This window comes from Aggregatimonas sangjinii (assembly GCF_005943945.1).
Taxonomy (GTDB): domain Bacteria; phylum Bacteroidota; class Bacteroidia; order Flavobacteriales; family Flavobacteriaceae; genus Pelagihabitans; species Pelagihabitans sangjinii.
Genome location: NZ_CP040710.1, coordinates 1,310,890 through 1,326,324 on the forward strand (window position 1 = coordinate 1,310,890; position 15,435 = coordinate 1,326,324).

At 44.0% G+C, this 15,435-nt stretch carries 9 protein-coding genes; 3 read left to right on the forward strand and 6 right to left on the reverse strand.

Annotated features, from left to right (window positions below):
- Positions 1–9 precede the first annotated feature (9 nt).
- The 3 genes from FGM00_RS05345 to FGM00_RS05355 all read left to right on the forward strand — a co-directional run bounded on the left by FGM00_RS05345 (position 10) and on the right by FGM00_RS05355 (position 5,781).
- Entirely contained in the window at positions 10–1,563 is a 1,554-nt protein-coding gene (locus tag FGM00_RS05345; RefSeq protein ID WP_138851910.1) for a RagB/SusD family nutrient uptake outer membrane protein, read from the forward strand.
- A 399-nt stretch (positions 1,564–1,962) separates the two neighbouring features.
- A complete protein-coding gene (locus FGM00_RS05350; protein WP_175416185.1) occupies positions 1,963–4,725 on the forward strand; it encodes a glycoside hydrolase family 78 protein in 2,763 nt (920 codons plus the stop codon).
- Positions 4,726–4,779: 54 nt separating this feature from the next.
- A complete protein-coding gene (locus FGM00_RS05355) occupies positions 4,780–5,781 on the forward strand; it encodes a Kelch repeat-containing protein (protein ID WP_138851911.1) in 1,002 nt (333 codons plus the stop codon).
- Positions 5,782–5,875: 94 nt separating this feature from the next.
- Here FGM00_RS05355 and FGM00_RS05360 read toward each other — a convergent pair whose 3' ends face one another.
- The 6 genes from FGM00_RS05360 to FGM00_RS05385 form a co-directional block, all read right to left on the reverse strand.
- Positions 5,876–7,627: a sulfatase-like hydrolase/transferase gene (locus FGM00_RS05360; RefSeq protein ID WP_138851912.1), complete on the reverse strand. Its 1,752-nt coding sequence runs from the start codon at positions 7,625–7,627 to the stop codon at positions 5,876–5,878.
- Positions 7,628–7,684: 57 nt separating this feature from the next.
- Positions 7,685–9,697 (reverse strand): hypothetical protein, encoded by a 2,013-nt coding sequence (locus tag FGM00_RS19930; protein ID WP_236262932.1) that lies wholly within the window; start codon positions 9,695–9,697, stop codon positions 7,685–7,687.
- 70 nt (positions 9,698–9,767) lie between these two features.
- A complete protein-coding gene (locus FGM00_RS05370) occupies positions 9,768–10,586 on the reverse strand; it encodes a DUF1961 family protein (RefSeq protein ID WP_138851913.1) in 819 nt (272 codons plus the stop codon).
- The gene (locus tag FGM00_RS05375) at positions 10,583–12,013 is read right to left on the reverse strand and encodes a sulfatase (RefSeq protein ID WP_236262934.1); all 1,431 of its coding nucleotides are present in this window, start codon (positions 12,011–12,013) and stop codon (positions 10,583–10,585) included. Before FGM00_RS05375 ends, FGM00_RS05370 begins: the two co-directional genes overlap by 4 nt.
- 43 nt (positions 12,014–12,056) lie before the next feature.
- Positions 12,057–13,922: a DUF5060 domain-containing protein gene (locus FGM00_RS05380; protein ID WP_138851914.1), complete on the reverse strand. Its 1,866-nt coding sequence runs from the start codon at positions 13,920–13,922 to the stop codon at positions 12,057–12,059.
- Positions 13,923–14,040: 118 nt separating this feature from the next.
- Positions 14,041–15,378 (reverse strand): Gfo/Idh/MocA family protein, encoded by a 1,338-nt coding sequence (locus FGM00_RS05385; RefSeq protein ID WP_138851915.1) that lies wholly within the window; start codon positions 15,376–15,378, stop codon positions 14,041–14,043.
- Between the last annotated feature and the right edge of the window lie 57 nt (positions 15,379–15,435).

The following is a 15,435-nucleotide window of genomic DNA, read 5'->3' on the forward strand; positions in this document are numbered from 1 at the left end:
AAAAATAAAATGAAAACAAAAAATATACTATTATTCGTCTTCCTACTAATCACATTTGCCGGTTGTGAGAAGTTTTTAGAGGAAGAACCACGAGATATTATTGCTCCGGAAAATTTCTTTGCTACCGATGCTGATGCTGGACAAGCCATCACGGGTTTATATTCCGTAATTAAAAACAACTCTATCTACGGGCAAGCAGGGTTAGATAATTGGTACGATAACGGGGTTGATATTATAGAGCCAAATCGATCGCACCCAATTTTCGAGGCGATGGGTAATTACACGCTAAGTGCGGTCACTGCCGACGCCTCGAACCAATTAATGAGTGTGTCGGATACTTGGCAAAATCTATATAGAGTTATTTTAAATGCCAATGTTATCATTGATAGGGTCGATGGAAATGAAGCCATCTCACAAGATGTCCAGACCGATGTAATCGCACAGGCAAGATTCATGCGCGCATTGTCATATTGGCATATTACCAACCTTTGGGGTGACGCACCTTTTTACAATGAACCATTGAATTTGAATGAAATCGCGGAACTGGGAAGAACGGATAAAGATGTTATTATCGCCAGTGTGTTAGATGATTTGGATTTTGCACAAAATAATCTACAATCTGATTATCCGGAAGAGGACAGGGGGAGAGCCTCTAAATGGGCAGCAGCTATGATTGAAGCAAAAATACATATGAAAGCTCAAGATTGGCAAGCGGGTCTAACCAAATGTTTGGAAATTATTAATGAATCACCTCATGCACTACTCCCAACCTATGCCGAAGTTTTTGATCCTGCTAATGAATACAATGCGGAAATTATTTGGTCATTGGATTTTGCCAAAGATATTACAGGTCAATTTGAGCCAGCGTTCCCAGGGAGAGCATTTGCAGGGAATAATTATTGGAGACCAAGTTTATTTAACCCAAGGATAAGGGATGAACCGGCCAATGCAGATGATAATCAGCTTTTAAGGGATGCATTGGCGGCCAATGGAGAGGAATTCAATGGTACCGGACTTCAGATAGCATCAGTTGACTTTGCCAATAAATTTCCAATGAACGATTTGCGAAGACCGTTGAATATTATGGGTGATTATGAGGGCATTCCATTGAATCATACCTACATGCCTAAATTCATGAATCGCAATTTTGAGACTTCTCCACGTTTCAATCATGGCGATAATAGGTTGGTATTCAGGCTTGCAGATGTGTATTTAATGGCGGCGGAATGCGAAAATGAACTCAATGGACCAGCAGATGCCTTTCAATATTTGAACCCCATACGACAACGAGCCTATGAAACCGAGGACGAATGGGATTTAGCAGGTCTTGACCAACAAGGTTTTAGGGAGGCTATATACGACGAGCGTAAATGGGAGTTGGCAGCGGAAGCAACCAGAAGATACGATTTGATAAGATGGGGTATTTATTTGGATGTTGTTCGTAATGCGGAATTCAAAACGTATACTCCTAATGTAAACATCCAAGATTATCATGTTTTGTTGCCAATTCCTCTAAATGAGTTGCAATTGAACCCAAATTTAACTCAAAATCCAGGGTATTGAGAGTTATATATGCACGTTTTACGCAAAGTGAAATGCAACACGTATAGTCTAAATGAAAATGTTCGAGGCTATCCTGTTTTATTTCTAATTACCGTAAATGGATTGCGATTAAATTCCGCTTAAATGATATTCGGCTTGACGAATAAAGGGTATCGCTAATTCGTGATAGTCGTTATTGAAGACTTCATAAGCTTTAGAGTTTTTTGAGTTGGTTTCGAAAATGGAGTAAGCGTATCGTTTGCTCCATTTTTATGGATTTGGAATCTTGTTTTTCATCGCTCTTTTTATCTACGTGCGTAAATAGTGGATAGCAGGATGGTACGGGACACCCGAAAGCAACTCAAAGCCTATTTTTATAGCTAATAGAAAGCGCTATTAAAATAAATTTGGAAGAACATCATGAAAAGAGCAATACGATTCGGATTCCTAATGTTGTGCCTGGCACTAACGGCATCATTCTCCCTAAAAATTGATAAAGTCGTCAATCTGGTATGTGAATATCATGAAAACCCCATCGGTATCGATGTCGAAAAACCACGGCTCGGTTGGCAACTCATTTCAGATGATGAAAATGTAATGCAAACGGCTTATGAAATTCGGGTGGCCGATTCCGAAAAAGAGCTGCAAAACGATAAGGCGCTGATTTGGTCTACAGGAAAAGTAGAAAGCGACCGATCGGTCAATGTGGCATATGAAGGCCCCGCCCTTAAGTCAATGCAACGCGTGTATTGGCAAGTACGGGTGTGGGACAATACGAACAAGGTCTCTTCATGGAGTACGCCTGCCTTTTGGGAAATGGGTCTTCTGGAGAACACGTTATGGAAGGCTTCCTACATCGCTATGAATGATATAACTACGGAGAAAGAATCACACCCCTCCCAGTATTTCAGAAAGGAATTTCAGGCGAAAAAGCCAATCCAATCCGCAAGGGTATATGTGACCTCATTGGGCGTTTACGAACTCCTGCTCAACGGAAAGAAAGTAGGAAATGACCTGTTTACCCCTGGCTACACTAGTTACGATCACCGTCTACAATACCAAACCTACGATGTTACCGACATGCTACAGGAGAATAATGCCATTGGCGCTATCGTTGGCGATGGTTGGTATCGTGGTAATATCGGTTGGAAAGGCGATTATGCCTACTATGGAAAGCAACTGGCCCTACTGGCGCAGCTAAAAATCGATTACCAAGACGGTTCAAGTGAGACCATTGTAAGCGACGACGGTTGGAAAGCTTCCTATGGCCCGATTTTGGAGTCCGATATGTACAATGGTGAAAAATACGATGCCCGTTTAGAAATGGATGGCTGGTCCAGTTTCGGATTTGATGAGAGTAAATGGACACAGGTTCAAATTCTTGATCACCCAACGGATATTTTGGTCGCACCTCAGGGTCTACCCGTTCGGGCAATCGAGGAAATCAAACCTAAAAAAATAATTACAACACCGAAAGGAGAAATCGTTTTGGATCTCGGACAAAATATTGTCGGGTGGGCGCGCATGCGCGTACAAGGTGAAAAAGGGGATAAAGTTACCTTGAAATTTGCTGAGGTACTGGATAAGGATGGCAATTTTTATACCACCAACCTCCGCGCTGCGGAGGCAACGGATACCTACACCTTAAAGGGAGAGGGGGAAGAAATCTTTGAACCGCATTTTACCTCCCACGGGTTTCGTTTTATCCAGGTAATCGATTATCCCGGAACTTTGGATCTCGATGCGATTACAGGCATTGTCGTACATTCCGATATGGACCCGACAGGCTCGTTTACCACTTCCGACCCTATGATCAATCAACTGCAAAATAATATACGATGGAGCCAAAAGGATAATTTTCTGGATATTCCCACAGACTGCCCACAACGCGATGAGCGTGCCGGATGGACCGGCGATGCCCAAGTATTCAGTATGACAGCGGCATATAATTTCGATGTGGCCTCATTCTACACCAAATGGCTCAAGGATCTGGCCGCGGACCAGCACGAAAACGGATTGGTCCCCAATGTAATCCCGGATATATTGAGCGAAAGTAAGGGTGCGGCTGCACAAGGTGGTGCCACAGGTTGGGCAGATGCTGCGGTCATTATACCTTGGACGGTTTACCAAACCTATGGTGATGAGCGTATCCTGAAAGAACAATACGATAGTATGAAGGGCTGGGTAGACTATATGGCGGAAGAATCCGGTGAGGATTATCTATGGAATAATAACAAGCATTGGCATTGGGGCGATTGGCTTGCTTATGATGCCAACAATCCTGCGTATAATGGTTCTGTTACCGAAAAAGATTTGATTGCCACGGCCTACGCCTACTATTCTACAACCTTGATGGGTAAAATAGCAGGTATTCTTGAGAAGACAGAAGATGCTGTCAGCTATGACGCTTTGGCCGAAAACATCAAAAAAGCATTTATTAAAGAATATATAACCCCCAACGGTCGTTTGGTTTCACACACACAGACCGCCTATGCCTTAGCACTTTCATTTGGCCTCATTCCAGAGGAGCTGATCGAAAAATCGGCGGCCTTTTTTACTCAGGATGTGGAAAGGTTCGGACATTTGACCACCGGCTTTTTGGGTACTCCCTTGCTCTGTAGCACCCTTTCCGACATCGGGCGTGACGATTTGGCATTTATGCTATTGAACCGTAAAGAATTCCCCTCTTGGCTGTATCCGGTTACGCAAGGCGCTACGACGATTTGGGAACGCTGGGACACCCAAAAACCCGACGGAACGATTATTGAAGGGATGAATAGCTTCAACCACTACGCATACGGTGCCATCGGGGAATGGCTCTATAACTATGTTGGTGGACTAAGTATAGATCCCGAAAATCCGGGCTATAAGCACATCCTTTTTCATCCCCATCCTGGTGGAGGATTGACTTCGGCCAGTGCGGAATTTCAATCCTTATACGGAAAAATTAAATCGAGTTGGGAGATCAATGGCTCCGATTTTAGCTATGAAGTTGTAATCCCCGCGAATACGACGGCCACAGTTACGTTGCCGGAAGCTAAAACAAATACGGTTTTGGTAAATGGTCGAAAGCCGAAATCCGATTTGCAAAAAAAGTTGAAGCAAACGGCGGATGGCGTGCAATTAGAATTGGGGTCTGGAACATATCGATTTACCTATCCATCCGGAAAGCTAAAATCGTAAAAGTTGACCGAGCTGTTCCGCAAAGCATCTAAATAAAATGTAAAGGTAAAAGTGATGAAGACAAAGAATTTCTTTTTCTTACTCCATCTTCTGATTTTATTTCAATGCGTTCGTTCGCAGAAGACCAATGATTCAGGCCATTGGGAAACTATTTCATCCGAAACCGCGCCCATCGCAAGACACGAATGCAGTTTTGTAGCGGTCGATAATAACTTTTATTTATTGGGAGGTCGCGGTATTAAGCCAGTCTCAATCTACAACACTGAAACGAATTCATGGACGGAGGGTAAAGCACCACCCATAGAAATCCATCATTTTCAGGCAGTATCCTACCATGGGAATATTTACGTTTTCGGGGCCATGAGTGGAAAGTATCCCTATGAGAAACCCTTGAAAAACATCCTCATTTATAAACCCCAAGAAAATGTATGGGAAATCGGAGCTGAAATTCCGGAACATAGGCGACGTGGTTCCGCAGGTGTTGTAGTTCATAATGACGAGGCTTACATGATCAGCGGTATTGTGGATGGGCATAATAGTACACACGTGGCATGGGTAGACAGCTATGATTTCGAAACCATGGAATGGAAAGAACTTGCCGATGCTCCCAGACCAAGAGACCATTTTCATGCGGTGCTCAATGATGGCGAGATATATGTGGCTGGGGGCAGGAATTCATCGTATGCGACAAAGCAAACGTTTGATCTTACCATTCCGGAAGTCGATGTGTATACGATTGCAACGAACAGCTGGCGAACGTTACCTGCCAAAAACAACCTGCCGACCATGAGAGCGGGAACTTCCGCAATTTTTTTAGGGGATGATTTAATCGTGATCGGAGGCGAGAGTATGGCACAAAAAGAAGCACACGACACGATTGAAGCCTATAATGTACCGTCTAAAACTTGGCGGAATTTGGAAAATTTGAATAGGGGTCGACATGGTTCACAGGCGATAATTTACAAGAACAAAATTTATATCGCGGCAGGAAGCGGTAATCGTGGGGGAAAACCCGAGCTCGATGATATGGAAGTTTTTCAGATTATCGAAAAATAAGCTTAAAGGATGGATTGAGATTGAATCCATTTCAATGCTAAGTATGCTTTAATTGCTTTCAGCTCTTTATCGGTACCGTCCTTTCAAAACTCGACTACATTTTTTGAACGACTTCACTGGGCTTAAATCCAATCCTATAGGCCTGCGCCACTAATTTCGTCCCTTCCGGTAACATAAAAGGTCCTTGATAGATTGACCACGCCTTTGGGACTTTTCCGTTTTTAGATACGATCTTATATCCTATGGAAGCGCCTTTCGTATCGCAACTCAGTGTAATATTACCTTCGGAGGCCGTTACAGTAGGTTTTGAGGTTTCGGGTTGGGTTTGTTCACCATTCCACAATCGGGTGATCAATTCTCTTTCAGGCAGGTTGGGCTGGTCGTTGATCGCCGTAAGCCATCTGTCCATTTCGGTACGTAATTCTTCCAATTTTCCCTTGTAATCGGTGTTTTCGACTAGATTGTTCAACTCATGTGGATCGGCCAAACAGTCGAATAATTCTTCGGAGTCTTTGTTTTCCCGGAACCACTGTGATTGTATGGCGTTCAATTTGCCTTCATTTTGTAATTGCAACAATTCCTTCATCGTTGGTATTCTTTCTCGGTACTCGACGGGCAAATAGTATCTCTGTTCCGGTCTATAGTTACGAATATATTTGAAGCGTTTATCACGAACTGCACGGATGACATCTGTAATAGCATCAAACCGATCTGCGGCGGCATGAATATATTTTCGCTCCTTTTCGGCCTTAAAATCCCCCAAGAAAGCCTTGCCTTGCATATAATCTGGAGGTGTTACTCCGATTAGGGAGAGCAGGGTAGGGGCAAAATCGATAAAACTGATCAGTTCATCATCAATCGTCTCGGCGTGCAGCTTGTTGGGGAATCGAATGATCATTGGGGTATTCAGGCCCGAATCATAGATCAGACGTTTCTGTCTGGGTAACGGTCCGCCGTGATCTCCATAGAAGAAAATTACAGTGTTCTCTAAAAGTCCATCCTCTTCTAACTGTTTTAGAACGGCTCCTATTTGCTTATCCATTTCAGCAATATTATTATACATTTTCCACATATCCCGTCGCACTGTTTCGGTATCCTGGAGGTAGGGGGGTATGTCAAATTCGGTATCCTTGGGCAGGTGCACAGTTGTTTCCTGTTCGGTCATTCGCCCAGAACCAGGTTTGTATATGCTATCGCCTGCATGATAGTACCTTGTTTCCATCTTTCTGTGGCCATAGGGCTCGAAAAGTCCTGACTCATGAGTTTCACTAAAATTAAAGACCGAAAAAAATGGTTGGCCTTCGCTTCGGTTACGCCAGTGGGCAAAAGGGTTGCTTTCGTCCCATGCCGTTTCCGGCGCTTTAAATTGATAGTCCTCTTTATAGTTATTGGAACAGTAGTATCCGTTCCTTCGAAGTAACTCACTGACCATACGTGTTTCCGGCGGCGGAACGGCACCATAAGAGGGTAGGCCCGTTACCTCGGTATAGGAAGTAGTACGCATATGATTGGCGCCGATACTAGACGGGTACATGCCCGTAATAATAGCCGCTCTACTTGGGGCACAAACCCCGGAAGTTGAAAATAAATTGGGATAGCGAACGCCCTCGCGCGCCAATCGACTCAAATTAGGAGTAGTAATGATAGAATCTCCAAAAGGAGGGATATAGTCTCCCATATCCTCTGTTACGAACCATAGAATATTTGGGCGCTGGGGTAAATTTTCCTCCACTGCCTTGTTCTTCTCAAGGCCAGAACTCTTGGTTTGGGTTTGACAGCTTAGCAGCACAAGGCAGCATATGCTGAAAATTGCGAGCTTTCTCAATATGAGGATCGAGTTGAACATAGTATAAGGATTAAACCTTGAATCGGACGCTCTCATTCTTAACTTATTTTATGTGAACTATTTGGCTTCGATATAGTTTAACAATATTTCTTTTACATCGGCAACCGTTCCTTGCGTAAGACCCCCGTTCGTAGCACCGGTAATCCAATAGAGTACCATACCGGCATCCGAACAATCCCATTTTCCTTTTTGAAAGGATACCACATCATCGTTTTCCGCTATTTTTCCTTGAATCCATATCCATTGAACACGCGGATCCGGATGATTTTTGGCCCAATCCCATTCCGCAAGACCCACTTTTAAGTGCACGTTTTGATCCGGGATACGAACCTCTTCAACCCCAAAATCCATAATCTGTTGCCAGGTATAAAAATCACCGGCATCATCGTTCGCAGGATGGTGCGTAACCACCTTTACAAATTTATGTTTTGATTTTTTAGAAGCATTCAATGCGAGCCCTATGATATCCGGTTCACCGGCTTCGATGATCCATAACGGATTTTCTGCTGTTGAGGCATTTATGGCGGCGGCCAAATCCCGAACGGTTTCATCCTGTTGCCATTTCGCATCGAAGAAAGTTAAATTTTCAAACCCGCCCCACCGCCTTGCGGTCACATCACAGGCTGCCTGCATCAAAGCATGCCTTTCTTTTTCCGCCGCTTCCGAAATGCGTTCCACACGTTCCAAATCGCAACTATGCGAATAGTGCACCAAGCGATCTTCCAGTCCAGTAGCCCGCAATAGTGCGATCGAAACCGCTGTGGCGCCAAGGTCATCCGGGTCAGGGGAATTACCGTCGGCAACAATCGCGATGCGGCCGGCAGGCGGATTGATAGTGGGCAATTCTGTCCGCTCAGACATTGAATTATCATTTAAGGCAACATTTTTAACCATTCTACCTTTACCGACAGGAGTAAAAATGAGTCCGGCCCAGCGAGCCCTGGCCCATTCCTTGCCATCGGTACTTCCAATTTCGGCGGTAACTTTGATACTATCTCCTTTATTCAACGTAACGTTCTCCCAAAGCGCATTGAATTTAGGTCCTTCATCGAACATTTTTTGAGTGAGTGCTGGGGAAAAAGCACCAAGCTCCTTATCGTTGATGGTGACGCCAAATTTGGATTGCCCATCGTTTTCACCAATACCTACGAAAACGACATCGTACCCACCGCTTTTAAAATTGAAGGTCGTGGTGGTCATGGCTTTCTTTTGTTGGTTTGGATTAATGGCAAGCCATCTTCTTCCGGCATCGCGGTAGAATCCTGTTCCCTCTATAGGAAAATCATCAACGGGTAGGGTTTTGTTCTCGATAAGAGAAGTGCCGATTTGCTGAAAGTACGAAGGCTCGCTCCATTTCATGACCACCCGTGGTCCATTATCTTTAGGGACATAATTCTTATACTTCGTCAATATAAATTTGTCAAATTCGAATCCGTCTTCGCGCATACTGAACTGAATTTCGTGAACACCGCTTTCTGGGATGTCTAAATAAATCTCCTGTGGCACTCCACAGTGCACTTCCTTTGTTCGCTGCTTGCTTTCCCATCTCCATTCGTTTTTCCCTTGGCACCATTGCATTCTTTGGCCATGAACTGGCCAATCCCCATTCAGTCCAACATGTATTCCGTTATCCTCACCACCGGTGCTGAACGCCCTGACCCAAACATAATAGCGACCCGGGTCGTTAATCTTTAGCTTGTACTGGAGAATGGCCATTTTTCCAGGATCATTGGAGAAATTTTTACCATGAATCAAGGAATCGTCATGCGTAACCCGGGTGTCCGGTAGTATTTCCAGATAGGTATTATTGCTAGCACTGCTTGCATGGTTTTCATCCTCATCACGCCCGATAATCGGTGTTTCGTGACTAGTAGTCCTATACCATTGGCGTATTTCGGTTTTACTTTGTTTAAAATAATATTCCGCCTCTACCGCAACTTGGCCATTCTTTTCTTCAAAGATTACGTTTTGGCCAATAATAGGTTCCGTTAATTTAGGGTGCTGTGCCTTTGAACTCATGACGGATGCCATTAAGACCACTAGCAATAAGATTACTGATTTGAATTTCATTTTTTTGGGTATTTCGTTTGTCCTAAAAATGCACCCCGGAAAATCGTACGGACAAGTCCAATTTTCGAAATCAATCCTGACTACGAAGATCCGAAGTGGTATAAATCTTTACGTTTTTATACAGCGCACAGCGTGCGAACATATTTCTAAAACCAATTCGGCCCTCGCCTATCTTTTTTTCGTGGGAAATATTCCATGAAAAAATTTTAGCTCTCCCGTCACCATCCACTTTAAAGAAAAGATGATCTTTTGTTTTTATAGCGGTAATGCTATAGGTGACACCATCCTTAATAGTACCCACTTCATTATCGTATGAAGGGGTTATCATGGTTTCCTTAAAAGTTCGCTGTGCCGTAACCGGATATCTTCTGGCCCTAACATACTGACGCCTTTCTTCTTTCGAAAATGCGGCGTAGCTGATATGGAAGGCGTTCATATACCTAAAGTAGCTACTCATCTTTGGTACGGCCCGTAGTACTCTCCAGTCAAAGATATCCTTGGTAAAGGGATCATTCTCAATGCCTGTTGCCTGTATGTAGAGTATGTTCACGTATTGGTCCAATGTATCGGTTTTGGTATATTCATACGTGATTTTAACATCTCCCTCAAAGGATTTTTTCGTCCATAAAACGGCGTGGTGTGCATCATTACCTTTCTCTGGGCCCGCTTGCAAATGCATTCCGTCTTCGGTGGTATCGACGGTAGCTATCTCCCCGTCGAGAAACCAATGTTTCTGCCAATCTTCCGTTCCGGTATCTTCAAGTTGCGCCACCCAATTGTCATCGGTATTATTCACTTGAAATTTTTCTTCTAACGGTTCAACATCCTGCCCCTGAATAAAGAAGGGCAGTACAGCTAGTAGACTTAGTTGTAAAAAAAGTTTCTTCATGGCTTTAAAAAATCCTTACCCCATTTTTCACGCAATTCCTGCGCCAATTGGGCTACCTTTTCTTGGTACGCTTTTTTTTCGGCAAGGTTGTCTAACTCCAAGGGGTCTTTGGAGTGATCGAACAGCATCCTTTCGTACGCCTCTCCGTTATCATCTGTCCATTCCGTGTAGAACAGATTTCCCTTGATCAATGTCACGGCGTCTTTAAATTTACTTACCGCCCAATCCTTTTCACTTTGCTTGCCATCTAAAATGGAAACTAAACTCACACCCTCGACCGTTTCAGGTATTGCAATACCGGCAAGTTCGGTTAAGGTCGGATAGATATCGATATATTCCGTAATGGCATTGGTCTTTTGTCCGTTTGTCTTTCCGGGAACTTTGATGACCAATGGTGTTCTAAGTGCCGTTTCGAAAGTTACATGTTTACACCAAAGTTTGTGGTCCCCTAAATTCCAGCCGTGATCGCCCCACAGGATTACGATGGTATCTTCTGCCAAATTCAATTGTTCAAGCTCGTTCAGTACCAAGCCGATTTGCGCGTCAACATAACTCACACAAGCATAATAGCCATGAATGAGCTCTTTGGCCAAATCTACGGGTATATCGCCCTCTTTCGGAATATGCTCATAATTTCGTAGTTCGCCATAATTATGAAACGCCTTTTCTGGCGTAGATTTAGGCTGTACGTAGCTTTCGGGTAATTCAATCTTTTTCCTATCATAAAGATCCCAATACTTTTTTGGGGCACAAAAAGGAAGATGTGGTTTGGAAACGCCCATAGTGAGAAAAAATGGCTTACCGGAGCTTTTGAGTTCTCTCAGGTCTTTGATGACTTTTAAAGCCAATTTGCCGTCCCTATAAACAGAATCATGCACTTCAGCTGCTTCCATAGGCAGGCCGCGGAGGGTATTTCTACGTATCTCTTGGTTTTCTGGTAGGGCATAACCCCATAGTCCGTCGGCTTGCCAGATTTCGTCCCATGCCTTGGCGTCATCTTCTTTGTGGTGATAGATTTTTCCATTGGAAATTGTTCTGTACCCGTTCTGCTTTAGCAGCATCGGAAGTGAAACGGCATCCGGGTAGTCCTGGTCTTTTTTTGTTCTTGCATTTAGAAAACGATGTCTAGTTGGCCTTGCACCGGTAAGTATGCTGGCTCTTGAAGCACCACAAACGGGAACATTGCAGTAGGCGCGATCAAAAACTAAACTCTGTTTTGCCAGTTTATCCAGGTTCGGGGATTGGATATGGCTTGCCCCATAAAAATTTAACTCTGGACGCAAATCATCTACCGCGATGAATAAAATATTTGGCTTCCGCTGCTTTAAGGTCCTCTCATCCTCTACTTTCACTGATGAAAATAGCAAAATGGCCATCACATATAATCCGCCTCGAACAACTGTTTTAAAATAAAGAGAAAACCTCATTTCGTAATTTGAAATCATAAAGCTGATGGGTCGGTAAATTCTATTAGTCCGATTTTCTTAACAGCACCACCCAATCCTTGTCGTTATCGGTGGGTGCAACCCCGAGGGATACCGCTCCGTTTGCCTGTACCTCTTTGATGGAACCACTTTGCATAGCGCCACCGTTTCGAGGATCGTACCAATTTATGGTAAACACATTCCCACTATCGCCCAAATCAATGGAGGCTGTTTTTAATCCCATAGGAAGGAATACGGCATAGATTTCATCTTTTTTCGCAAAACAATACACATCGGGATTGTTTCCAACGACGCGTTCATCCATTGGCTCCATTTCCCAAAAGGGGATATGTTCTTTGAAGAAATTCAAAGCATACCTGTTTTGGTCCCAAAATAGGTCCCGACTTCTAAAATCCTCACAAGTAAGGTCGGAATGCGGGCTGTCATACCCGAAGTACCATTCTACCCCAAATCCTCCTGCCATCAATGTGCCCCACATGGCCCTGGAACGTGCCAAGTTATGCTCTGGGTCCTCGTCATCAGGAAGGAGTGCAATGTTTGCCTTGCCCGGTTCGTCGACCGACAGCGCCCATTTTTTGCCACTGGCATTCGATTTTTCGCGCCATTTGAGTACTCTAGGGTGTACATCCGAAAATTCCGCATCACTCAGTTGCAGGGATGCCCCTGTTAATGGAGATCGGTCGCCGATAAAATCTTCATAACGGCCATCCTTATTGGGAAAGGTATGCATGACCAAATGGTGGTCATAAGGGTCTAGTCGTTGTATATAATTTGCTACCTTCAATACTTCCTCTGTAGGTTGATCGTTTTCTTCCCCTACATTCCAATTTAAGGCAAGGTGGTGGCCAAAACGCGCGATAAGCTCTCGATAGTATAATTTCCCCTCCGGCCCGAAAACACCTTTGTCCATTAGATGATCGGTTTCCGTTTCATGCGTTTTAAAATGAAGGAACATCCCTAGCGATTCGGCATATTCGAAAATGCGTTCCCATTGGTCCAATTTGGATACATCCAATCTGGTTTTGTGAAAAAAGGTTTCCCAAGCTTCTTTGTTCTTTTTATCACTGGCATAGGTTTCATAGGCGGCAACGGGTTCTTTTAGGAGATAGGGAAAAATATTGCGATCGTCGCCATCTACATTGAAGGTCAAAAAGGAAAAAACGTTCAGTTCTTCAGAAGCCAAGTAATTTATGGCGCCCAACAAGTTTTTACCTTTGTTTTCTTGCCAAACAAAGGATTGTGCATCTTCATTAAAATCTTTGGCATGTGGTTCCCATTCTTTTAAAAAGCCTAAGGCATTGGTCGCTCCATCAAAATCGGCATAACCCAAAAGATTTTCAGGTGCATCTACCCCAAGTTTTATAAAATAGTCTTCGGTTTCCTCGAACTGAAGGTATGATTTCCCTACATAGTTCAAACGGCCTTTAGCCCTATTGTCCCTTCCAGATTTATCTGAATCGGCAATGCTGAAAACTCCCGAGTGGCCATCCATAAAACCAGCGGAAGCACTTTGCATGATATTTTCGGCAATGGCTACGGATGTTCCTTTTTTAAAAGATGCACTGTACGTCCACTCTCCAATGGCGTCAGGGGTGAACCGCACCTGCCATATATTGCCGGTCGTAGCACTAGATTCTGCGGCATTGCCATCGGCTGCATAGAATCCCGGTACCACATAGGATTTCCCGCCATTGCTAAAAGTAACGTCTAAACGGTAATCCATAAACGGATTTTCTGCCGCAAGTTCATCGGTCTCGGGACCTTCAAATGACAAGGTAACGCGATGCCATTTTTTCAGTTCGCCGTCAATGCTGACCTCGGCGGTTTTTTGGTTACACCCTGTAAGAATTGAGAATAGTACAGCTAAAAATAGGATGTTTTTTGTTTTCATATGGCTACATTAAAGTGTACTCGAAAGCTTATATAACTACCTGTTCAAGATTTAGATTGGGTATCGGGCAAGCCTTTGAAATTTCATGGTTTTTGCTTCTGAAGGGGTTGATTGCATATCACAAACTTACTTCCCAACCCTTGGCGTATTCCCTGCCCCATAACTCCATCGCTTTGGGATCCAACATTTTTCCGGATTGTGCATCTACATCAAAACCATTGCCGATACGATAAGCAACATTTCCATAGTGTACCAATGCCATACTGACCGATGCATCATCGATAGGGGCCTGAAGAGTTTCTTTGCCCCGAATGGTATTGAAGAAATTTTCTACATGCACCGTGGTCATACCACCGCCTCCACCTAGTACAACACCACCTTCTTTGTGTTTGGCGTTAACGGTTTTTACCAGATTACCGTCTCTATCATAAAGTTTATACAGGTTTCGGTCCACGAATACGCTTCCTTCGCTTCCGTAAATGATGGTGCCCCTTCCTGCTCCGTAGGTTGAGTAGCCATTTCTACTCTTACCGTCCCACTGTATGGTCTTATCGTTATCGAATTTAAAGGTGGCGAGCATCGTATCGTACATTTCCCATCCATCGTTCACAAAGGCGGTTTTTGAGCCATCTACTTCCACATGATTGGGGAAACCTACGTCTAAGGCCCATCGCGCGACATCCAATTCGTGTGTTCCGTTATTGCCTAATTCGGCCGTACCGTAGTTCCACCCATACCAGTGCCAGTTGTAATTCCAGGTTTCGGAAGTGTAGTCCCTTCGCGTCGCGGGACCTTGAAATAAATCCCAATCCAAACCGGTTGGTATTGCCGCAGGTTTCTGTAATGGCACTTCTCCACGTTTGTTACTAAAGAAGGCTACCGCTTTGTAGGGGGTTCCGATAACGCCATTGTGAATTTCCTTTATTATGGCGATTGTATGATCCGCCGAACGCTGTTGATTGCCCATTTGTACCACCCGACCGTATTTTTTTTGTGCCGCCACCAGGAGCTCATTTTCCGCCATATTATGGCTACAGGGCTTTTCAACATATACGTGTTTCCCCTCTTTTAGGGCCATGATAGAACCGGGAGCGTGCCAATGATCTGGCGTCAGGTTGAATAAGGCATCCACCTTTTTATCTTCGAGTACTTTGCGGATGTCGTTTTCAAGTTTAGGGGTGTAATTCAACCGCGTTGACAAATTTTCAGCCGCTTTTACCCTTTGACTTTCCATGACATCGCAAAGGTAAACGAGCTCTACATTGTTTCGTTCTAGCGCAATTGGCGTATACATACCGTTTACGCGTCGACCCAGGCCAGCGATGGCTAGTTGTATTCTATCGTTGGCGCCTATGACTTTCCGATAGCTTTTTGCCGATAATTTGGTGCCTCCCAACATAAAACCCGCTGTGCCGATTGCTGTTGTTCGAATAAAATTTCTTCTTGAATTTTTCATTGGTATAGTTTTTTATCTTTCTAGAATTCTTATAGAATAGCAAGGGATTGCAGAATT